Below are 21358 nucleotides of genomic sequence, written 5' to 3'. Positions count from 1 at the left end.
CATTGCGCCGGGTGGGCGCGTCTATTCGAACGCCACGTTCCCCGCATAATCTTCAATGCTGACCTCAATAAGGCGCAGATCGCCCGGCTCCGCGGGCAGGCTGGCCCGGCAAAGACCAGTTGTAGCGTCACATCTCAGAAACCCTTCGCGCTCGGCGCCCCCGACTTCGATGAGATAGGGTGCAGCCTGCAGGATGCCGCTGGCATCACGGGCTTCGACTTCGATCTCAATCGGACCGAACCGGCCGGACGGGCGCCCCAGATCCACCCTCAGAATGTCCGGCGGGTCGATATCGTAGACGGTCCGAAGCCGCGCAACGCTGACATTTCCAACCGCATCCGTGGCCACAAGGTCGAATGCGTTGACACCGGGCGCCAGATCAACAACCGCTTCAAACCGACCGTCGGACAATCCGATAGGGCGATCCGCAAGAGAAAGCGTTACTGCTTCGGGCACCTGCCCCGTCAGTTCCAGCACCGGCTCGCCGGTCGCCCTTGGGGGCGGCAGATCGAAGGTGATCTCGGGCGCGACCTGATCGCGCAATGCCCGAAACTCGGCCTTGCCCTCGACCGTACCGTCCGGCGACAGCACTTCAATGCGGTAGGATGTGGGTGTTTCCAGGACCGGGACGGTAAAGGTCAGCGTGCCATCGTTTTGGACCTCTGTGCGCACCACCACCATTTCGTCGGCGCCACGCACGACGACATCTGACCCGGGTTGAGCATTGGTCTGGGCAAAGACCGACAGGTCGGCAGACCGCGTGGCCAACGCATCCATCATCCGCGGGATCGTATCCGCAAGAGTGATTTCAACGGCCGCACTAGGACGATAGATCACCTCATGGCGACGTGTTGTTTGATTGCCCGCAGCATCCGTCGCCAAAAGCTCGATCACATTTGTCCCCGGCGCCAGCGCAAGACGGGTCACAAAGCTGCCATCCCGATCCACGGCAAGCGCCTCTCCGTTCAAAAGAAGGATGGCATCGCTTTCGGTGGCACCCAGAATTTCGATCGTGGGCGCGCTGGACATCGCCCCCGATGCCGGAGACAGCAAGGTCAGGAACGGAGGCGTCGTATCCACGCGCACGGTAAAGTCGCGCGGCTTGCTCCATTGTCCCGGCAATCCAAGACGATCCAGGGCAGCCACCCGCCAGAAATACCGCGCAGGCGGCAAGGCAGTGGTCAAAAAGGCGCTGTCCGAAATGCCCCATTCCGACACCTGCATGTGGTTAAAGCCGGGATCCACCGCGACCTCCAACCAATAGGCCTCCGCGCCGTCAAAATCGTCCCAATTCAGCGGCACGTCACCCGAATAGAGGATATCGCCCAGCACGGGACCGCTGAGTCGCGGTGCATTCAACACCTCCGCGCGTTCGGCACGCGCGCCGGTGAGCACCACACCTTCGTTTTCACCAAGGCGAATGCGGTCACCGCCCCGCACAATCTCAAGTTCCGGTTCATCATAGTTAACGAAACGCGCGCCGCTGCGGTCATTCTTGATCCAGAAATCCGCCGAGTTGGTGGTCGTCTCCACCCCCGGCACCTCGATCTCAAACGAGGTTTTGTCGGACAACTGGTTCAGCAGGGCATAGAAATCACCGTTAACCAGGCTGACTTTCGTCACCTCGCCCCCGGTCAGCGGGTCCGACCGCATGCGTTGGATCGTGGCGTTGGAGTTCGGGTTCAGACGCAGGCGGCTGAGATCACGGAACGTGATCTGCGTGGTGCTGTCAGACAGCGTTCTCAGACGCTCGAACTCGACCAGAACGTCATCCAGTTCGCGCCCTGACCAACGCGGCTCCGCCGGTGCGCGCCCCTCAACCGATCCGTGCACGTCCGACACCACCGCTTCGGCCGACCGGTCGCGCTGTGCGATCGAGATGTCGAGGGCTTCATTGGCGTAATCCGTCGCTGTCCCCGCGAAATCGACCACCTGGGCCCATTCCCCGACTTCCCGCCTCAGGACCGCCGTATCGCGATTTTCGATGGCCGACCCGATTTCAATGGGCGCAAAGATGCGTGCCCCTTCCGCCGTGGCCAGTTGGATGGCCTTTAGCGATGCAAGCAGCGCGTTGTCCGCGGCGCGAACCTGCATAACGGGCATTTTCAGCTCGACCCCGGGCACCAGATCGGCGGGGGAGGCTATGCCATTCAATGCCAGCACGTTCGGCCAAAGATCCGGATCACTCAGATGCTCGGCCACGATATCGCGCAGGGTGTCTGTTTCCCCAAATCGCACGATCTCAAGCGGCGCATTGAGCAGATCAATTTGCGGTATTGCAGGCGTTGCCGGCAGGTAAGCCGCGATAGCGCTTACCGATAAAAGGGTACGACACTTCAGTCGCAGCCTTCCCAAGGCAACCAAAATCCCCAAAAACACACACCTTTTTACGACCCTGACAAGGGCGCACCCAATTGACGCAGTTTCCAGACGAACAGCTTTGGGAGCAAGACCGTTTTTACCAAATGGCAAATTTTTTGGGGAATTTGAGATAAAATGGAAACAGGCGGAAGCTGACCAAGAAATTGTTTACAAGGCGAAAACGACCATTCAACGCGCCAAGGACGGATCGTTCTTGATGGTCCGCAACACCAGATTGGTTTGCGCGCTGGCAACAGCAGGCAGCCGGAAAAGGAACTTTTCGAGGAAATGATTATAGGCCTCAAGATCGCGGCACATAACCTTGAGGTGATAATCAGCCTGCCCCGTCGTCGCATAGCATTCCTGAACGTCCGGGCAATTCTCAACCGCCCGAATAAACTCCCCCAGACGATCCGGATCATGCCGCGTGAGATGCACATGAACGATGGCATGGAAGTCGAACCCGATGCCCGCCGGACTGATCTGCGCGGAATACTTCTCGATCACCCCCGCCTCTTCGAGCGCGCGGACCCTGCGCCAACAGGCCGAAGCTGACATACCGACGCGTTGCGCAAGCTCGGCATTCGGTATGCGGCAATCGTCCTGAAGCAGAGCGAGGATCTTCAGATCCCTGCCGTCGATCTCCATAAGATGGTAATTCCTTTCGAATACGCATCAAAAAGTGGAACGAATATCCAGTCTTCCCCTCTCGATATAGGCATCTTGGAAGCCATTTTCACGTCAACCCGGCAAAAATACCCCCAAACATTGGGGAGGAATAAGATGACGCGTCACGAGGCGACCTTCGCGACATATGCCCTTGAAGACCGGTATGCGCTAACCGAGGGACGTGTCTTTCTGACCGGCACACAGGCTCTGGTTCGGATCATGATGGACCAGGCCCGTCGCGATCGGATGAACGGATTGCAGACAGCCGGGTTCGTCTCGGGCTATCGCGGATCTCCCCTGGGCGGGCTCGACCTTGAGCTCTGGCGGTCTCGCGAGCGTCTCAACACCGACAAGATCACGTTCATGCCGGCAGTGAACGAGGATCTGGGCGCAACGGCGGTTTTGGGCGCCCAGCAGGCCAGCCTTGATCCCCATTGTACCGTGGATGGCGTTTTTTCCATGTGGTACGGCAAGGGCCCCGGGGTCGACCGGTCGGGCGACGCGTTGAAACACGGCAATGCCTATGGCAGCGCGCCCAAGGGCGGCGTGCTTGTCGTCGCCGGTGATGATCACGGCTGTGTGTCGTCATCAATGCCGCACCAGTCAGATGTTGCATTCATGGCGTGGTTCATGCCGACGCTGAACCCCGCAACGGTGGACGAATATCTCGAATACGGGGAATACGGCATCGCGCTTTCCCGGTTCTCCGGCACCTGGGTCGGTTTGAAGGCCATTTCGGAAACGGTTGAATCCGGCCGCTCCGTGCTGCTGCGCCCGGACCGGACATTCGCAACGCCCGATTTCGCCGCCCCTCCCGGCGGGCTCCACGTGCGCAACGCGGACCTGCCCAGTCCTGAAATCGAAACCCGCATGGGTGCCAAGCTCGAAGCCGTCCGCGCCTTTGTCGAAGCCAACCCGTTGGACCGCGCGCTTTACGGCATCCAGGATGCGGTGTTCGGGTTTGTCACGACGGGAAAAGGTCATGCGGACCTTCTGGAGGCGTTGCGGCTTCTTGGCCTTGATGAGGCCAGATGCCGATCTCTGGGCATCGACATCTACAAGGTCGGTATGGTCTGGCCGCTGGCCCGCCGCGACGCGCTTCGTTTCGTCCGGGGCAAGCGCGAAGTGCTGGTGGTCGAAGAAAAGCGCGGCATCATCGAAAGCCAGTTCAAGGAATACTTCTACGACTGGCCAGGCGACAAGCCCGAAAAGATGGTGGGCAAATATGACAGCCAGGGAAACCCCTTGATCCCCTGGACCGGAGAGTTGAGCCCGCGCCTGCTGTTGCCGATTGTCGCGGATCGTCTGCACCGGTTCTTCCCGGACGAGAACCTGCCGGAGAAGGCCCGCGCAATCACCGATCAGCCGCCCCGGCTTCTCAACGTCGAAGGGGCGACACGAACGCCCTATTTTTGCTCGGGCTGCCCGCACAACACATCGACCAAAGTGCCGGATGGCAGCCAGGCCAATTCCGGCATCGGCTGTCATGTCATGGCGTCTTGGATGGACCGTGAGACCGCAGGTTATGCGCAGATGGGCGGCGAAGGCGTTCCTTGGGTCGCGGCCTCCAAATTCAACGGCGACAAGCATATCTTCCAAAACCTCGGCGAGGGGACATGGTATCATTCCGGCTCACTCGCGATCCGGCAGGCCGTCGCCGCCGGAACCAACATCACCTACAAGATCCTTTACAACGATGCCGTTGCGATGACCGGCGGACAGCCTGTTGATGGCCCCGTCAGCGTTCACGGCATCGCCCAGACATGCCGGGCCGAAGGTGTGGACCGGATCGCACTTGTCTCCGACGACATCGCCAAGTTCGACCAAAAGGAGTTTCCCGCCGGCACCACATTCGATGACCGGGCCGATCTTGACCGCGTGCAGCGGGACTTGCGGGACATTCCGGGCGTGACCGTCCTCATATACGAGCAGACCTGCGCAACAGAGAAGCGTCGACGCCGAAAGCGCGGCACGATGGAAGATCCCAAGCGCTTTGTTCTTATCAACGATCTGGTCTGTGAAGGCTGCGGCGATTGCTCGGTCGCGTCCAACTGCCTGAGCGTGGAGCCCAAGGACACACCGCTGGGCCGAAAACGGCAGATCAATCAATCGAGTTGCAACAAGGATTTCTCATGCATGGGCGGGTTCTGCCCCAGCTTTGTCACTGTCGAAGGTGCGACGCGGAAAAAGAGCCAAGGCATCAAGATCGACATGTCCAAGCTAACCGACGGCCTGCGCCCTCCCGAACCGGTCAACCTTGCGACACCGTTCGACCTTCTGGTCACCGGGGTCGGCGGCACGGGTGTGGTGACCGTTGGCGCGCTCATCACGATGGCAGCACATCTTGAGGGCAAAGGGTCCAGCGTGCTCGATTTCACCGGTTTTGCGCAGAAGTTCGGGACCGTGCTGAGCTACATTCGCCTCTCGGCGCAACCAAGCGACCTGCATCAGGTGCGTATTGATCCGGGCGCGGCGGATGCGGTGATCGGCTGTGACATCGTGGTCTCGTCCGCTCCGAAAGCATCGGCTCATTATCGGCGGGGCACGCAGGTCGTTTTGAACCGCGCAGAGATGCCAACCGGGGATGTCGTCCTCAGACGCGACGCGGACTTGCGCATTGATACGCGCGAGGCGGCCATCCGCGACGCCGTGGGTGAGAGCCATGTCAGCGGGATAAACGCTAATGACCTGGCCGAGCAGTTGCTGGGCGACGCGGTCTTCGCCAATGTCATGATGCTTGGCTTTGCATGGCAAAAGGGCCTGGTCCCGGTCAGCGACACCGCGTTGCGTCAGGCCATCGTCCTGAACGGCACCGCTATCGACATGAACCACGCGGCGTTCGATCTGGGGCGCGTGATGGCTGAGCGTCCCGAAGCGGTCCGCGCGCTGCTTTCCCCAACGCAGGACATTCCCGCGACGCTGGATGACATCGTCGCCCACCGGGCGGCGTTTCTGACTGACTATCAGGATCCGGCATATGCGGAACGCTACCAATCGCGCATTGAAAGCCTGAAGGCCGCATTGCCGTCCGATGTCGACGAAACCCTTTTGATCGACGCCGCGAAGGGCCTTTTCAAGCTGATGGCTTACAAGGATGAATACGAGGTCGCGCGACTGCACACCGAAACCGGCTTTCAGGAACATCTCGCCGACGCATTCAGCGGTGAATTCAAACTGAAATACCATTTGGCCCCGCCCCTCCTCTCCTGGAAAAAGGATGCGCGGGGACGCCCGCAGAAACGGGCCTTCGGGCCCTGGCTGACCCCGGTCCTTCGGCTCATGGCGCGCATGCGACGGCTGCGGGGAACACTCGCAGACCCCCTACGCTGGCATGGCGAGGCCCGCATGCACCGCGACACGCTGGCATGGTACGAAGACATCCTGGACCGGGTGGCAACGTCTTACCGCCCCGACACCAAAGAGACATGCGCGGCACTGCTCGCCCTGCCGAACGAGATCCGGGGCTATGGCCCGGTGCGCGAGGAAGCGGTGGAAACAGCGCGCGATGCGGCGCGCGGTCATCTCTCCGCGCTTTGATCCGCTTTCAGAAGGGTCTGGATCAAAGGGTTGGGAAAACGCCGTTCAAGCGTGATGGCATAGAAAACCTCAGAGATATCCGGGTGGTCTGTCGCCTCAAGCAGGCGGCCCGAAGCCAGCTCGTCGCGGACGACGATGGGCGGCACAAGGGCGAGGCCGATGTCTTCGCGCGCCAAAAGACGCATCATCGCCATATCGTCCACCTCGGCGGCGATTTGCGGGCGCAATCCCATTCGGGAGGTCAAGGCATCAAAGGCCGTCCGCACCGCACTGTCCGGTGTCGGCAGGATGACGGGCTGGTCATGCAGCAAATCCGTCAAGGGCGCTTTGGCATTCATGCGTCTTGGCGTACCAACCAGACCAACGGGCTGTTCGGCTACGCGATGTGCCACGAAAGGCGTGACCGCGTCGCGCGCCGGCGCCCGATTGGTCAGGACAACATCGAGGTTGTGCGCTTCAAGCGCCCGCAGCAATTCCCCCGGCCCTCCGGACCGCAAGATCACCTCGACATCCGGCTGACCCAGAACGGGTCTTAGAAACGCGAGCTGAAAGTTACGCGACAGCGTTGCCTCCGCACCGACGCGCAACGCCTTTCGGGTCCGTCCGGTCTGCCGCAGGGTCCCCAGCAGCTCCTGACCCGTGGCAAAGATCGCATCGGCATGATCCAGCGCGATGCGCCCGGCCTCGGTCAGGTGCAACTGTCGTCCGCGCCGTTCAAAAAGCGCATGGCCAAGGCGGTCTTCCAACGTCTTGATCTGCGTGGATAGGGCCGATTGCGACAGGTTCAAACGCTCGGCCGTGCGGGTCAGGTTGCCATCATGCGCGACCGCCCAAAAGTACCGCAGGTGGTGATAATTCAGCTCCGCCATATCGTTCATAATAATAGAACGTTACCGCGTGAACAATGTATTTTTCATGTCAACACCACACACCTACTTCATGCCTCACGACAGATGCATGCGAGGGGCATATGATCATGACATTCAGTTTTCTGCCACTTCTGGCGCCTATTTTCCTGGCGCTGGCCGCCTGTTGGGCGTTGAAGTCCCCGGGACAGAGACCCGGCGCCTATCCAAAACTTGCCGAAGCGGCCGCGGTGCTGGCCTTTGTGGTGTCGGCCGCATCCGCCTTGGCGCTGATCTTCCAGGGCCCCGTCACATCACCCCTGATCGGCATCGAGGGAATTGGCCTCTCGGCGCGCCTTGACGCGGTCAGTGTCATCATGCTGATGCTCGTGTCCTTCATCGGGTGGGTGGTGCTGCGCTACAGTGCTACGGCAATGGACGGAGAGGAACGGCAAGGTGCGTTCACCGGATGGCTCTGTGCAACGCTGGCCGCTGTCCTTCTGCTGGTTCAATCCGGGAACGTGGCGCAGCTGGCGCTTGCCTGGATCGCGACGGGCCTCGGTTTGCATCGTCTGCTTCTGCATTATCCAAACCGGGTGACCGCCCAGCGCGCCGCGCGCAAAAAGGCCGTAACCTCGCGTGTTGCTGACCTGTCGCTGATCGGTGCTGCTGTTCTTCTTTATATCGCAGCCGGGACGACCGATATCGCCACGATCCTCACAATTGCGGAAACGAGCCCCCTCTTTTACGGGGCGGCAGGCCTGATCGCGCTCTCTGCCGTGCTGCAATCGGCGCAATTTCCCAGCCATGGATGGCTGACCGAGGTGATGGAGGCGCCGACCCCCGTCTCCGCGCTGCTGCATGCAGGGGTGGTCAATGCGGGCGGGTTCCTCCTCATCCGCTTTGCCGACGTCATGCTGACCGCCCCCGGCATCATGGCGTTGCTTGTTATGCTCGGCGGTTTTACGGCGCTCTTTGGCGGTCTGGTGATGCTCACACAGCCATCGGTCAAGACGTCGCTTGCCTGGTCCACCATCGCCCAGATGGGCTTTATGGTTCTGCAATGTGGTCTGGCGCTCTTCCCGCTCGCGCTGCTCCATATCGTCGCGCATTCGCTTTATAAGGCGCATGCCTTCCTTGCCTCCGCGACAGCAGTGGATGTGGTGACGTCAGTTCGCAAACCGGGTCCGGTCGCGGTGCCCAGCGCCGGCGCCGTCGCGCGCGCCTTTCTTGCCGCGCTCGCAATCTATGCCGTGGTCGGATTTGCCTTCGGCCTGGTCGAGAAGTCGCCGCAAGCGGTTGCCCTGGGTGCCATCCTGATCTTCGGCGTGGCCTATCTGATCGCTCAGGGCCTGGCCGATGCGGCACCACGGGTGTTGACCCAACGCACAGCGATCTATGCGCTTGCCGCATCGATCAGCTATTTCGTGTTGCAAGCCGGAGCCGAAGCCCTGACCGCAGGCACCCTGCCCGCGACACCGGGACCCGGACCTTTGGAATGGGCTCTCATCGTGCTTGCACTGATCAGCTTTGGCGCGGTTGCCATCGCGCAGGCCACCTTCCCGCTTTGGGCCGGACATCCGGCTGCGGCCGGTCTGCGGGTGCATCTGAACAACGGTCTTTACGCCAATGCGATCTTTGACCGCGTGCTGGGCGGATGGTCCCGCCCCGCATCCCCAACATCCCAGCGCGTTTCGACCGGAGGCTGATATGAGCAACCAACACCACGTCTATTCCGCCGCTCTTCTGGAGCTTGTCGCAAAGGCCGATGCCGCCGCGCGCCAGATCCCGCCGCTCTTTCCGCTGTCCTCCAGCGTGGCTGTGAACCCCTATCTGGGCCAGGTTCACGAGACGCTTCCGCAGACGGCTGCACGCCTGGCGCGGGTCAGCGGGACACCTGTCACCCCGGATCGGGCGCACTTTGCTCAACGGATCGCTGACGGCACCCTCACCGATGACGACCTGCGTGCAGCCTGCGGAGGCGCGGATATCGATGTCGATATCGCTATGCTCAAGGAGCAAGCGAATACCCCGCGCGCGCAGGCCGAGGCTTTGCCGACAATCGCCGACCTGGCAGCCGAGGTCTCGGGCATTGACTGGCCCGGCATCATCGACGAACGGATCGGTGTCTGGGCGGCGAGCTATTTTGATGCCGGTCAGGCCCTGTGGCACATTCAGCGGCGTGGCGGCGCATTCGCGGCCTGGCGCGCCTTTGCGACCCGGGATCTGACGCCCGAGATATTGGGGCTCAACAAATTTGCCGCCCATGTCGATCGCACCTCCCGGAATGCCTGGCGGGCCCTTGGCGCTGCCGCCGAGCGCCTGGGGATCTTGCCCGATGCCGCCGATACCGCGTTCCATCGGCTTCTGATGGATCTCGGCGGCTGGTCGCAATACGCCCGCTATCAGCTTTGGCAGGCGGAGCTTGCCGGGGACACGGTGACGACGGTGACCGATCTGCTGGCAATTCGCCTGATCTGGGAAGAAGCCCTTTTCATCCAGTATCAGGACCAGATCGAGGAGCGGTGGACCGAAGTGCTTTCGGCGCATGTCGAACCGCTTGTTCCATCCCAGGACGACATCCTCGACAGCCTTTTGCAAAGCGCTGCCGAAGGCGCAGCGCAGCGGTTGCTCGCGGACCGGTTCGAAACCCTTGCAAAGCAGCCTGAACGGACTAACAGACCGGCCATTCAGGCCGCCTTCTGCATCGATGTCAGGTCCGAAGTGTTCCGCCGCGCCCTTGAAAGCCTCGATCCGGGGATCGACACCATCGGTTTCGCCGGGTTTTTCGGCCTGCCGGTCGCCCACAAGGCAAGTGCGTCGGACGTGGTCGAAGGACGCGGCCCCGTCCTGCTGCCTGCGGGCATGATGAGCAGCGTGAACGAACCCGAGGAAGATGATCTGGCCAAACGCTACGCCGCGCGGGCGGCACGGGCCTGGGGCCGTTTCAAGCTTGCCGCAGTATCGTCGTTTGCCTTTGTCGAGGCGACGGGCCCCATCTATGCCGGTAAGCTGCTGCGGGATGCCATGGGCATCGGCAAAAAGGGCAAGGCTGATCCCGCGCCGCAATTCGACCCCAACCTTGACACCGAGACGCGGTTGCAGACGGCGGAAACGATCCTCAAGGCGATGTCTCTCACCGACAATTTCGCGCGGATCGTGATGCTGGCGGGCCATGGTGCGGATGTGGTCAACAACGCCCATGCCAGCGCCTTGCAATGCGGCGCCTGTGGTGGCTTTTCGGGCGAAGTCAACGCGCGTCTGCTGACCGGCCTGCTGAACGACCCTGACATTCGCGCGGGCCTGTCGGATCGTGGCATCGCCATCCCAAGCGACACGCTGTTCGTTCCCGCGCTGCATCACACAACGACGGACGACGTCACGCTTTACGAGGATGATTGCCCGTCGGCGGATCATGCGCAGGATCTGATCCTGCTGCGGCGCTGGCTGCGCGATGCCGGGCGTCTGGCACGGGCCGAGCGTGCCCTGCGCCTGCCCCGCGCCGCGGGAGAGGCAGACATCGCCCGCCGCAGCACCGACTGGGCCGAATTGCGGGCGGAATGGGGCCTGGCGGGATGCAGCGCCTTTGTCGCAGCACCGCGCGGCCGGACATCCGAACTGGACCTCGGCGGGCGCAGTTTCCTGCATAGCTACGACTGGCGCGCGGATGAGGGCTTTGGCGTGCTGGAGTTGATCATGACCGCGCCCGTTGTGGTGGCAAGCTGGATCAGCCTGCAATATTACGGCTCGTCAGTGGCACCGGATACGTTTGGCGGCGGCAACAAGCTCTTGCACAACGTGACTGGCGGCATCGGCGTTCTGGAGGGCAATGGCGGGGCGCTGCGCGCGGGCCTGCCGCTGCAATCGGTTCATGATGGCGAGCGTTTGGTGCACGATCCGCTGCGCCTGACTGTCGTGATCGAAGCCCCTTGCGAAGCGATGACCGACATCCTGTCGCGTCACGCGGACGTGCGGGCTTTGTTCGACAATGGCTGGCTCAGCCTTTTCGCCATGGACGACGATGGCCGCATGGCCTGGCGCTACACCGGCGATCTGACGTGGACACGGACCACGTCAGAGGCCGCCAAAATGGACGCGATCGCGGCCGAATAACCTCGCCCAAAGCCAAGCGGTCCGCCCGATGACGACGGCGCGGGCCGCCTATGCTCGGCCTTTAACGAACCACGACAGGTTTGGCCGCAAAGCTTTGGCCCGGATCGTCGGGGACACGTAATGTGAGCCCCGATACACTGACGCTAGAAGCCCTTTGGGTCACAAGAGCCTTCAGCGACATCCCCCTTCAAACAGCGATTTTCAAAAGAGAGATTTCCGCGACGGAAGCAGTCCGCGTGCTCGTTACACGATCACGACGAACACAGAGGGTACGCCCCATGCGGATCATGTTTTTGAGCATTGCGATCTTGATTGGTCTTTGGATGACGCATCCGGTGCGCGCGCAAGGCGAGATCGTGGACGAGATTGCGTTCCAGCAGCACATCCTCGACAAACCTTTGACGGCGCAACTGCGCGGTATGACGTTCACCATGATGTATTCAGCCGACGGGACAGTTGCCGTCCGTTCGAACCGGATGAACCGTGACGGAGAATGGTATTTCGCAGATGGCCAGCTTTGTATCAGCGGTGTTCGGGGCAACCAGCCGCGATGCGGCTATCTGGAGAGGCTCAGCGCGAACCAGTTTCGAACGTCTCAGGGCATGACGATGAGTTTGCAATAGCCACCACTCCCGGCGCATATGCATCCCATTGAGCGTCGCGCCGGTTCTGGCTGTTGCCGTCGGAGGGGGACAGAACGGTCCCAGGATTGTCCCCCTCCGCGCGTTGCCTTTTACATCGCATGCTGCCGCTGCCATTCACTGACAGCCCGCGCGATCACACGTTCTTCGTCGGTCGGGATTACAAGGACCGGCACTGGGCCGCTGCTGATCCGCGCAGCACCTGATATGTTGGCCCCGGCATCGACGGCCAGCCCCAGGAAATCCATACCGTCCAACACACGGGCGCGTATTTCAGCCGCGTTTTCCCCGATGCCCCCGGTAAAGACAAAGGCGTCCAGCCCGCCCAGAACCGCGGCCATCGCGCCCAGTTCCCGCCGGATCCGAAAGACATAGTAATCAATCGCCTGCCCAGCCTCGGGCGCACCACTCGCCAGAAGCGTCCGCATGTCGTGGGTCATCCCTGACAGGCCTTTGAGCCCGCTTTCCTGATACAGCAGGCGGGCGATCTCCTTCGATGTCATGCCCTGGTCCATCAGATAGAGCAGAACGCCCGGATCAAGCTGCCCGCACCGCGTGCCCATTGGCAGCCCGTCCAGCGCAGAAAAACCCATCGTGGAGCCGACACTTTGGCCGTTGCGCACGGCACACATGGACGCGCCGTTGCCCAGATGCGCGATTACGACCCGTCCCTCGGCAAGCTCCGGCCAATCCCGCGTCAATTGTCCGGTGATGAAATCATAGCTGAGGCCATGAAACCCGTAGCGACGCACGCCCTCTTCATAGAAGCGGCGCGGCAGCGCGAAGATGTCGTTGACGAAGGGGTGACCGTTGTGAAACGCGGTGTCAAAGCAGCCGATCTGCACCGCATCGGGAAAGGCCTGGCGCGCGGCGTCAACGGCGGCAAGGTTATGGGGCTGATGCAACGGCGCCAGCGGCTCCAACGCCCTCAGAAGCGTCATGACGTCATCGCTCAGGCGCTCCGGTCCGGCAAAGTCCACCCCGCCATGGACAATCCGATGACCCACGCCAACCGGTGGCCCCTCCCCCAGCCAGGGGCGCGCGGCCTCGAAAATAGCGCCAAGGGCAATCGCATGATCCGCCGCACCGATCTCGACGGGATCAGCGCCGTCGCGCAAGAGCCGCGCCGCGTCTCCCAGGTTTTCGACCTGGCCTTGCCCGACCAGTTGAGGGTCTTCACCCGCCCGATACACTGAAAACTTAAGCGACGAACTGCCCGCGTTCAGCGTCAGGATCGCACTCATCCAGTTCGGGCCCAGGCGTTCAAAGCCGCCACGGCGCAGGAGGCAAGGCGCGCTTGCTCATCATCTGCCCGGCTGTTCAGGATGATCGGGCATTTCGCGCCCATCACTACGCCGCCCGCCTCTGCATGGGCCAGGAACGTCAACTCCTTGGCCAGCATGTTGCCCGCTTCCATGTTGGGCGCGACCAGGATTTCCGCGCGCCCGGCGACAAGCGACCGGATGCCCTTGGTCTGTGCGGCCCCAAGATCGATGGCATTGTCCATCGCCAGTGGGCCGTCGACCAGCCCGCCGGTGATCTGTCCACGCTCGGCCATCTTGGACAAGATCGCAGCATCCAGCGTGGACGGGATGGCCGGATTGACCACCTCGACCGCGGAAAGAACACCGACCTTCGGCTCCTCGATCCCAAGTGAGAGGGCCAGATCGATCGCGTTCTGAATGATGTCGGCCTTCGTTTGCAGATCAGGCGAGATGTTGATCGCCGCATCCGTGACCATCAGCAGATGCTCAAGCCCCGGCACATCCATCACGAAGACATGGCTCAACCGCCGCCCGATGCGCAGACCACCGTCACTTTTGACGATCTGGGCCAGCAGAACGTCCGTGTGCAGATGCCCTTTCATGACCGCTGCCGCCTCGCCTTCATGCACCATCGCAACGGCGCGGGCAGCCGCGGCCTTGTGGCTTGGCTCCGCAACGATCCGGTACGGGGCAAGGTCGATGCGTTCGACTTCCGCGGCCGCTTCAATCTTGGCCGGATCCCCGATCAGGATCGGCGTGATCAGCGTATGCTCCGCCCCCAGGATCGCCCCGGCCAACGCGTCAGGCTCCTCTGGTGCGACAACCGCCGTCGGGATGGCAGGCAAGGGCGCCGCCTTTTCCAGAAGCCGGTCGAAATGCTCGTGCCGGCGGACGGTCAGGCCGGGCAAGTCGCCGGTGCTGAACTGCACCGAACGTTCCGGGGCAAAAACCTCTGCCTCCCCTTCCAGGATGCGCACCCCATCGGCGCGATCCACCCAGGTGTCGAAACGCACCTTCCGGTCCGCCCCCTTGGCGGTCAGCCGGACATGGGCCGTCAGCTCGTCGCCCGCGTGGGCACGGTTCACAAACCTGAGGTTCTGACTGTGATAGAGCGTTCCCGGGCCGGGCAACTGGCACCCCAAAACGCCCGAGATGAGCGAGGCGACCCACATGCCGGGCGCCAGCGCCTCCGGCTCCCCATCTCCGTCGCCATCGGCTTTCGGGAGATGCATCGGGTTCAGATTTCCCGACGCATTGGCAAAAACATAAAGATCATCCGCCCGGCAAAGCCGCGTCTGATGCGCGGTCATGCCAACCTCTAGATCGTCGTAGGTTTTGTTGTTCAACGTGTCTTTCATAACCCGGCCTCCATGCTAAAGCTCAGGGTGCCCGGCAAGTGCAACATCGGGATTACAAGCCGGCCTTTGCGACACTCCGTCACGGAAGTGGCATCGCCTTCACCTTATAAAGCAGATCGATCAAACCCCGAACCTGATGTTCCGCCGTCAACCGCCCTTTTTCGGCTGTCGCCAGATGCGCCTCTCCCACCGTACCGGCTGGATTCAGATCGCTGGCGATCCAGCCATGGCTGATCGGCCCGATTGGCGAAATCTCGGTCGTCTCGGCCGTAGACGGAAAATCCGCCGCCTGTGCCATATCCACGGTATGCGGCTGAAACGCCAGCATAAGCGAGGTTTCGATATCTCCACCATGGATCCCGAATGTCAGCTCCCTCTCGCTGAACATCTCCGGCGGATATCCGAAGCTTCCCCATTGGCACTTTATCGCAAGCATGTCTGCCTGCACGCGCAATTCCCGGCTCAGTACAGAGATCAGATCGAGATTGCCGCCATGAGAGTTCACGATCACAATCTTCCGAAGACCCGCCCGCGCGACCGACAGGCCAATTTCGGTCCAGGCCGCAAGCGCCGTGGCGGCACTCAGGGTGAGGGTTCCGCCAGCCCAGAGATGCTCGTTGGACTTGCCAATTGACTGGATCGGGAGGATCCGCACATCAAGGTCGTCGGGCAACTGCTCTCGCAACTCCGACAGCATCCCTTGTGCGATCATCGCGTCCGTCCCGACCGGCAGATGCGGACCGTGCTGCTCGATCGCCGCGGTCGGCAGGATCGCTATGGTCTCCATCGGATCGCAGGCGGCAAATTCCGCGTAACGGTATTCCGCCCAATCAAGTCGGCGCATCAGGCGTCGCTCTCCCTTTCATATGTCGCATCCAGTCTGGAGCGGAGATAGTCCGCGCCCGTCACCGGCGTGTATTTCGGCGTTCCCGTGCCCGGCAAGGCCGTGATGAGAGCGTCCGGATTGGGATCAAGAAAGAACGCAATGGACCGGCGCGGCCGGGCCGGCGGCAGGACCCTGTGCGGGTTTGATACATAGATATCATTGCTCCACCGCATCAGACAGTCCCCGATGTTCACGACGAAGGCACCCGGCTTATGGGGGACATCGATCCAATCCCCACCGCGGGGTCGCACCTGAAGTCCGGCCTCTCCGTCCGTCATCAACAGCGTGATAGAGCCGTAGTCGGTATGTGCGCCCGCGCCGATCTCGCCCGCCACACCCGTTCCGGCAGGATAGCTCAGCAATCGCAGTGTTGCCATCGGGGCATCAAAGAACGGGTCGAAATAGCCGGGCTCCAGTCCCAGATCACGCGCCAGACCGCCATGTACTCGGACCCCCAAGCGCCAAACCGCATCGTAGTAGCTCAGCAACGTCTCTTCGAACATGGGCAAGTCGGGCCACACATTGACACCGCGAAACGGTTCTCCGGCCACGACACGCGGGTCATCAGAGGCCAGGTCGAAACCGACATTGAACGCCTCTTTCCGATCCACCTGCCCGCTTTCGCTATCAAGCCGCTCGCTGCCCAGAGCGGCCCACCCCCGATTATGCGGGTTTTTCAGGATCGAGAGGGGGGCTTTTGCTTCGTCAGACTGGGCGAAAAACCCATCTCCCTGCTCAAAGACAGCGGCAATCAGCTGCTCGTCTATTTCGTGCCCTTCAAGCAGGAAAAAGCCCACCTCACGGCAGGCCCGTCCGATCTCGTGTGCAAAGTGATCCGGATCGCTTTCGATCTCGCGCGCATCCAGGACCGGGATCATGCGCGAACCGGTTGCGGAACCGGCACGTCTCCGATGAACCGATCCATCTTGCGCGCCACCTTTCCAAGATGGGCGGCCCGGCTCTCCGGTGTCGAACTATCCATCAGGTAATGGGCCGCAAACGCCGTCTTGCACCTCTTGGCGCAGATAAATCGCACGCCACGCAGAAGTGTGCGCTTGCCCGGAGCGCCCACAAGCCGGGTGAGCCACCAACTTGCGCCGCAGGTGGTGAAAACGGCCAGCCTCTTGACGTGGGTCAGGCCCGGGCGAATATCGGGATTGGCCTCATCCGGCATCAGAAACGCAATGCCCGGCACCATGATCCGGTCCAGCCAGCCCTTCAGCATCGCCGGCAAACCGTACCACCAGGTGGGATAGACAAAAATCAGAGTATCACACCAACGCAGCGCATCCACCTGCTCCGCGATGTGGTGTGTGTTCATGCTGGTATCTTCGTAGATATCCAGTTCATGAGAGGTGAGCCGCGGATCAAACCCGCTCTTGTAAAGATCAATAAGCCGGATCTCTGCCCCGGCCGCCTGAAGCTTGTCCAGAACGAGGTCCCTAATGGCCGCGTTGAAACTGCCCTCTCGGGGGTGTGAATAGACAACGAGTGCCCGCATTCAAAATGCCTCCATCTCCTGCCCCACCCGGTCCAGAAACTGCGCTCGTCTCTGTTCGCTCGCCCGGTTCATGTCGTAAAGCGCAAGATACCGCATTTTTTCGGGACGGCATACGTGCCAAACTGCACGTGTGACGCATTTACGCGGGGGATCGCCGCATAAAAGGGCACGCAGGCGCGTGCCGCCGTAAGTCGTGACCGCCGCCAACCGTCGGATATGCGTAAGGTTCGGTACCACCCGCCCCTCTTCCAGCCGAAAAGACACCCCCGGCAAGAAGACCCGGTCAAGGAACCCTTTCAGGATAGCCGGATATCCGAAGTTCCAGACCGGAAAGACCATCACGAGTGCCTCGGCTGCGTGCAAACGCTCGACATATGCGCTGACCGGCGCCCGGTTGCGGCCCACGTCATGATAGCCTCTGCGCTCCGCTTCGCTCAGCACCGGGTCAAACCCTTCGGCATTCAGATCGCAAACATCCACATCCCAGCCACTCGCCTGCAACTGTGCCACCACTTGCGCGTTCAAAGCCGCCGAAAAGCTTTCCGCACAGGGATGCGCGAAGAGCACCAGCGCCCGCTTCACCGCGAAGACGCCCGCCAGGGCGGATGAGCGGCCCGCCTCACTCCGCCGCCTTCAACCCCGGATAGGCATACATCCTTTCATATCCCCAATCCGAATCGTCCCAGGCAATCATCTTGCCCGGGTTCAGCAGCCCTTTTGGATCCGCTTCCCTCTTGAATGCAAGCTGCGTGTCATCCACCGTCTGCCGTCCGCCTTCTTCCAGCGTATAGCGATGCGGATTAAAGACCATCGCCCCAACCGCCTCGTGCCGCGCGATAATCTCGTCCAGCCGCTCTTCCGTCGTGAATTTCACCAGCGACAGGCCCGCGAAGATGACTTTTCCCCCATCCCGCATCACCTCAAGATGCTGCAGCACTTCCGGGCTGAACTCTTCCCGGATCTGCTCGATCAGCTTCAACTGATCCGGATCCGCATAGCGCACCTGCAGATAGGTGATCGACGGATCGACCTTCAGCGCGCGCAACGTCGTGTGGTTCCAGCCATATTCAAAAACCGGCCCCGGCTGCCTCTCCCATGTGCTCGCATCGCTGCGATAGATCAGCTTTGCTTCCGGTCGCCGCGCCAGAAACGTCTCGAACCCGTCCATCGAATGCGGCGCCACCATCAGCCCGATCAGGTTCGCATCTGTATCCACATGCGGCTTCACCCGCTGGAAATAATCAAACGCCACCGGCGCCTCGTAGACCGAGACGAGCTTGATCAGAATGCCGTCCTCGTTGGCCAGATCCTCCGCAAAGCGCACCGCATCCGGAAAGTCCTCGCACGTCACAAACATATGCACCCAGTCGTAGGCCGGTGCCAACGGCATCTCAATCTCCGTGATGATTCCGTTCGTGCCGTAGGCGTGGCTGACCCGGGCCAGCTCCTCCCCGCGAAACTCCAGCACGCGCGGCTCTTCCTCCATCGTCACCACGCGCAGCCGGATGATGTTACCCAGATCGCGCAGCGCCCCCCAAGTGCACGACCCCACACCGCCCGAACCGCCCGCGATGAATCCTCCAATCGTCGCCGTAGCCCAGGTCGAGGAGAACATCCGGATCTCCTGCCCTGATTGCGCGATGCATTCCGCGTCCAGATCTTTCAGCAGGCAGCCCGGCTCCACGATCACCCGGCCCGGATGCACCTCCTTGACCGCACTCATGTGCTTGAGATGCATCACGCAGCCCCCCGCCAGCGGCATAGCCTGCCCGTAATTGCCCGTCCCCGCCCCTCGGGTCGTGACCGGGCAATCGTGCTGATAGCAGACCTTGAGGATCTCGATCACCTCCGCCTCGCTTTTGGGCGAGACCACGAAATCGGCCACCACATGATCCAGCCGGTCTTTCAGAACCGGCGAATACCAGAAAAAGTCGCGGCTCTTCGACTTGATCGCAGCATCGCTTTCTTCGATCTCCAGATGGCTCAAAGCGGCCTTTGCGGCGGCGACATTCGGTGTCATGGCATCCTCATCAAATCGTCCAGTTCAGCGTAATCCGGCAAGGTCCGGTCAATCGGCTCCCCCTCGCGCAGCACGATCCGGTCCGCCTGCGGACGGGCGAACAGCTCCGTCCAGCTCCGCGCCTTGCAGATCACCAGATCGGCGGGTGCGCCGACAGCAAGCGAGGGTGCGTCGAAGCCGCAGGCCCGGGCGGGATTGGTCAGAAAGGCATGGCTCCAATCGGGGGCGGAGTGATCGAGATGCCCGATCCGCGTGGCCTCCCGCATGACCTCCAGCATGTCCATGTCGCCATACGCATAGAACGGATCGCGCGTATTGTCCGAGGCGAACGACACGTTGATCCCCCGCTCTTTCATCTCGTGCACCAATGTGATGCCCCGCCCGCGCGGTGTTCGCCCCGCATGCCGGTCCTGAAGGTAGAGGTTGCAGAGCGGCAGGCTCACGACGTGAAGTCCCGCCCGCGCGACGAGGTCCAGCGTCTCCATCGCACGCGCCTCGTCCTGGGTCGACAGCGAACAGCAATGACCCACAACGACCGGCCTGGCAAATCCCGTCTCAAGCGCGACTTCGGCAATCAGGCGCAGGCTTTCGGCCTCCGGGTCCATCGTTTCGTCCACGTGGAAATCCGCGGACAGCCCCCGCGCCTCCGCCATGCGGAAAAAGCCTGTCAGCCGCTCGCGCAGATCAGGGACGGGATAGGTCACCATGCCCAGAACGCCGCCGGATTCCGCCACCAGATCAGCCGTATGCACGAATGCGCCGTCCTCCGAGAATCCGTCGCACCCGATCAGGCAGGCAGCTTGCAGATCGACCCGGCCCGCCCAGGCCGCGCGTAACTCGCGGAACACCGGCCATGTGATGTCATCCTGCGGCGGGATACTGTCGAGATGGGTGCGCACCGCGCGGGTCCCGTGCGCATAGGCGCAGCGCAGCGAGAATTCCATTCGGCGGCGCACATCCTCGGCGCTCCAATGCGCCTGCCGGTCGGCGCCCACCGTTTCAATCGCACCGGTGAACGTACCATCGGGATTGGGCGCGCGGCCCCAGATATGGCCCTTGTCGAGATGAACGTGCATGTCGATGAAAGCCGGAAACGCCATCGCGCCGTTCATGTCGATGGCCAACGGCTGCGGCTCTGCAATACGACCCTCGGCAATGGACAGATCGGTCCGGATCAGATCGCCTTGTCGTCCCAGAAGGCAGGCCGGGATCGTGACATTCTCAAGTGTGATCGGGCCGCTGGGCAGAGCGCGGAATTGCATTAACCCTCACGTTTGATGGCACTCTCATGCCACTTGCGCAGCAACATATGGCTGAGAAAGCTGAGCCCTGCAAAGATAATCACACCCGTCCCCGCGATCAGGATCAGGGCCGCGAACATGCGCGGAATATTCAGGCGGTAGCCCGCTTCGAGGATCCGGAAGGCCAGACCCGATTCCAGACCGCCCGTGCCGGCGACATATTCAGCCACCACCGCGCCGATCAGGCTCAACCCGCCTGCGATGCGCAGACCACCCAGAAAATAGGGCAAGGCGGAAGGCAATTGCAGATAGCGCAGCTTCTGCCAGCGCGTGGCGCCGTAGATGCGAAAAAGGTCCCGCAGGTTGTGGTCGGCCGAGTTGAGCCCCAGCGTGGTGTTCGACAAAACCGGAAAGAACGCCACCAGCCAGGCACAGAGCAAGAGCCCGGCAAGACGGCTGTCGACATAGATGAAAATCAAAGGCGCGATCGCAACGATCGGTGTGACCTGCAAGATCACCGCATAAGGATAAAACGACATTTCAACCCAGCGGCTTTGGGTGAAGAGCACAGCAAGGCCGACCCCGCCCAGAACCGCGGCCGCCAACGCCATGAGTGTGATCTGCAACGTCACCAGCAGCGCGTTGAACAGGATGGCCCAATCCTTGATCAACGTCTCAAAGACCAGAAGCGGCCCTGGCAGGATGTAATGCGGGATCTCGTTCCAGACGACGATCCGGTCCCAGACCAGCAGCCCGGCCAGCAATGTGAGGACCGGAAGGGTCCACTTGCCGATCCGCTCGAACCGGGCCGCGCGCAGGCGCGCGGCCTCGTCGGCGTCGATCACCGGGCTTTGCGGGCGCTCTTCGACGATGCTCATGCGGTGCGCTCCATGATGCCCGGCGGGACTATCCGTATTTTCA

16 protein-coding genes and 1 pseudogene are annotated in these 21358 nt (G+C 61.8%); 4 read left to right on the top strand and 13 right to left on the bottom strand.

The features are described from left to right. Positions 1 to 21: 21 nt before the first annotated feature. From CFI11_RS24915 to CFI11_RS05610, 3 genes and pseudogenes are all read right to left on the bottom strand, one after another. Entirely contained in the window at positions 22 to 1224 is a 1203-nt protein-coding gene (locus CFI11_RS24915; RefSeq protein WP_371687480.1) for a hypothetical protein, read from the bottom strand. Between the two features lie 261 nt (positions 1225 to 1485). Beyond that, positions 1486 to 2094, bottom strand: a pseudogene (locus CFI11_RS24910) (FecR domain-containing protein); the annotation flags it as partial. 456 nt (positions 2095 to 2550) lie between these two features. Continuing rightward, positions 2551 to 3009 carry an Lrp/AsnC family transcriptional regulator gene (locus CFI11_RS05610; RefSeq protein WP_130403893.1) on the bottom strand — a complete coding sequence of 153 codons (459 nt, stop codon included), beginning with the start codon at positions 3007 to 3009 and terminating at the stop codon, positions 2551 to 2553. Between the two features lie 135 nt (positions 3010 to 3144). Between CFI11_RS05610 and CFI11_RS05605 the strand changes: the two genes are divergently transcribed. Continuing rightward, positions 3145 to 6567 carry an indolepyruvate ferredoxin oxidoreductase family protein gene (locus CFI11_RS05605; protein ID WP_130403891.1) on the top strand — a complete coding sequence of 1141 codons (3423 nt, stop codon included), beginning with the start codon at positions 3145 to 3147 and terminating at the stop codon, positions 6565 to 6567. Here the strand turns inward: CFI11_RS05605 and CFI11_RS05600 are convergent. Continuing rightward, a complete protein-coding gene (locus CFI11_RS05600) occupies positions 6549 to 7436 on the bottom strand; it encodes a LysR family transcriptional regulator (protein WP_130403889.1) in 888 nt (295 codons plus the stop codon). The two genes, CFI11_RS05605 and CFI11_RS05600, sit on opposite strands and share 19 nt — an antisense overlap. A 107-nt stretch (positions 7437 to 7543) precedes the next feature. Between CFI11_RS05600 and CFI11_RS05595 the strand changes: the two genes are divergently transcribed. The 3 genes from CFI11_RS05595 (at position 7544) to CFI11_RS05585 (ending at position 12148) form a co-directional block, all read left to right on the top strand. Continuing rightward, positions 7544 to 9121 (top strand): proton-conducting transporter membrane subunit, encoded by a 1578-nt coding sequence (locus tag CFI11_RS05595; RefSeq protein ID WP_130403887.1) that lies wholly within the window; start codon positions 7544 to 7546, stop codon positions 9119 to 9121. Position 9122: 1 nt separating this feature from the next. Then, positions 9123 to 11525, top strand: a complete 2403-nt coding sequence (locus CFI11_RS05590; protein ID WP_130403885.1) for a YbcC family protein — start codon at positions 9123 to 9125, stop codon at positions 11523 to 11525. 278 nt (positions 11526 to 11803) lie between these two features. Further along, positions 11804 to 12148 carry a hypothetical protein gene (locus CFI11_RS05585; RefSeq protein ID WP_130403883.1) on the top strand — a complete coding sequence of 115 codons (345 nt, stop codon included), beginning with the start codon at positions 11804 to 11806 and terminating at the stop codon, positions 12146 to 12148. Between the two features lie 110 nt (positions 12149 to 12258). On the opposite strand, the gene CFI11_RS05580 is transcribed toward CFI11_RS05585, so the two are convergent. From CFI11_RS05580 to CFI11_RS05540, 9 genes are all read right to left on the bottom strand, one after another. After that, positions 12259 to 13410: an acetate/propionate family kinase gene (locus CFI11_RS05580; RefSeq protein WP_130403881.1), complete on the bottom strand. Its 1152-nt coding sequence runs from the start codon at positions 13408 to 13410 to the stop codon at positions 12259 to 12261. Continuing rightward, on the bottom strand, positions 13407 to 14789 hold the full coding sequence (locus CFI11_RS05575) for a bifunctional enoyl-CoA hydratase/phosphate acetyltransferase (protein ID WP_130403879.1): 1383 nt from the start codon (positions 14787 to 14789) through the stop codon (positions 13407 to 13409). The genes CFI11_RS05580 and CFI11_RS05575 overlap by 4 nt, the downstream gene beginning before the upstream one ends. Before the next feature lie 79 nt (positions 14790 to 14868). Beyond that, positions 14869 to 15633 (bottom strand): creatininase family protein, encoded by a 765-nt coding sequence (locus tag CFI11_RS05570; RefSeq protein ID WP_130403877.1) that lies wholly within the window; start codon positions 15631 to 15633, stop codon positions 14869 to 14871. Beyond that, the gene (locus tag CFI11_RS05565) at positions 15633 to 16553 is read right to left on the bottom strand and encodes an isopenicillin N synthase family oxygenase (RefSeq protein WP_130403875.1); all 921 of its coding nucleotides are present in this window, start codon (positions 16551 to 16553) and stop codon (positions 15633 to 15635) included. The genes CFI11_RS05570 and CFI11_RS05565 overlap by 1 nt, the downstream gene beginning before the upstream one ends. Then, positions 16550 to 17176: an NAD(P)H-dependent oxidoreductase gene (locus tag CFI11_RS05560; protein WP_130403873.1), complete on the bottom strand. Its 627-nt coding sequence runs from the start codon at positions 17174 to 17176 to the stop codon at positions 16550 to 16552. The genes CFI11_RS05565 and CFI11_RS05560 overlap by 4 nt, the downstream gene beginning before the upstream one ends. Further along, complete coding sequence (locus CFI11_RS05555) at positions 17177 to 17758, bottom strand: NAD(P)H-dependent oxidoreductase (protein WP_130403871.1); 582 nt, start codon at positions 17756 to 17758, stop codon at positions 17177 to 17179. 37 nt (positions 17759 to 17795) lie between these two features. Continuing rightward, positions 17796 to 19196: an FAD-binding oxidoreductase gene (locus CFI11_RS05550; protein WP_130403869.1), complete on the bottom strand. Its 1401-nt coding sequence runs from the start codon at positions 19194 to 19196 to the stop codon at positions 17796 to 17798. After that, the gene (locus CFI11_RS05545) at positions 19193 to 20458 is read right to left on the bottom strand and encodes a cytosine deaminase (protein WP_130403867.1); all 1266 of its coding nucleotides are present in this window, start codon (positions 20456 to 20458) and stop codon (positions 19193 to 19195) included. Before CFI11_RS05545 ends, CFI11_RS05550 begins: the two co-directional genes overlap by 4 nt. After that, a complete protein-coding gene (locus tag CFI11_RS05540) occupies positions 20458 to 21315 on the bottom strand; it encodes an ABC transporter permease (protein ID WP_130403865.1) in 858 nt (285 codons plus the stop codon). The genes CFI11_RS05545 and CFI11_RS05540 overlap by 1 nt, the downstream gene beginning before the upstream one ends. Positions 21316 to 21358: the final 43 nt, after the last annotated feature.

This window comes from Thalassococcus sp. S3 (assembly GCF_004216475.1).
Taxonomy (GTDB): Bacteria; Pseudomonadota; Alphaproteobacteria; order Rhodobacterales; family Rhodobacteraceae.
This window is presented reverse-complemented; position numbering and strand designations above follow the sequence as displayed.

Excerpts from the sequence above, each read along its gene's own strand:
- CFI11_RS05610 (WP_130403893.1), bottom strand. The coding sequence starts at position 3,009 with ATGGAGATCGACGGCAGGGATCTGAAGATCCTCGCTCTGCTTCAGGAC.
- CFI11_RS05585 (WP_130403883.1), top strand. The coding sequence starts at position 11,804 with ATGCGGATCATGTTTTTGAGCATTGCGATCTTGATTGGTCTTTGGATG.
- CFI11_RS05590 (WP_130403885.1), top strand. The coding sequence starts at position 9,123 with ATGAGCAACCAACACCACGTCTATTCCGCCGCTCTTCTGGAGCTTGTC.
- CFI11_RS05540 (WP_130403865.1), bottom strand. The coding sequence starts at position 21,315 with ATGAGCATCGTCGAAGAGCGCCCGCAAAGCCCGGTGATCGACGCCGAC.
- CFI11_RS05605 (WP_130403891.1), top strand. The coding sequence starts at position 3,145 with ATGACGCGTCACGAGGCGACCTTCGCGACATATGCCCTTGAAGACCGG.
- CFI11_RS05545 (WP_130403867.1), bottom strand. The coding sequence starts at position 20,458 with ATGCAATTCCGCGCTCTGCCCAGCGGCCCGATCACACTTGAGAATGTC.
- CFI11_RS05575 (WP_130403879.1), bottom strand. The coding sequence starts at position 14,789 with ATGAAAGACACGTTGAACAACAAAACCTACGACGATCTAGAGGTTGGC.
- CFI11_RS24915 (WP_371687480.1), bottom strand. The coding sequence starts at position 1,224 with ATGCAGGTGTCGGAATGGGGCATTTCGGACAGCGCCTTTTTGACCACT.
- CFI11_RS05560 (WP_130403873.1), bottom strand. The coding sequence starts at position 17,176 with ATGCGGGCACTCGTTGTCTATTCACACCCCCGAGAGGGCAGTTTCAAC.
- CFI11_RS05600 (WP_130403889.1), bottom strand. The coding sequence starts at position 7,436 with ATGGCGGAGCTGAATTATCACCACCTGCGGTACTTTTGGGCGGTCGCG.
- CFI11_RS05595 (WP_130403887.1), top strand. The coding sequence starts at position 7,544 with ATGACATTCAGTTTTCTGCCACTTCTGGCGCCTATTTTCCTGGCGCTG.
- CFI11_RS05570 (WP_130403877.1), bottom strand. The coding sequence starts at position 15,633 with ATGCGCCGACTTGATTGGGCGGAATACCGTTACGCGGAATTTGCCGCC.
- CFI11_RS05550 (WP_130403869.1), bottom strand. The coding sequence starts at position 19,196 with ATGACACCGAATGTCGCCGCCGCAAAGGCCGCTTTGAGCCATCTGGAG.
- CFI11_RS05565 (WP_130403875.1), bottom strand. The coding sequence starts at position 16,553 with ATGATCCCGGTCCTGGATGCGCGCGAGATCGAAAGCGATCCGGATCAC.
- CFI11_RS05580 (WP_130403881.1), bottom strand. The coding sequence starts at position 13,410 with ATGAGTGCGATCCTGACGCTGAACGCGGGCAGTTCGTCGCTTAAGTTT.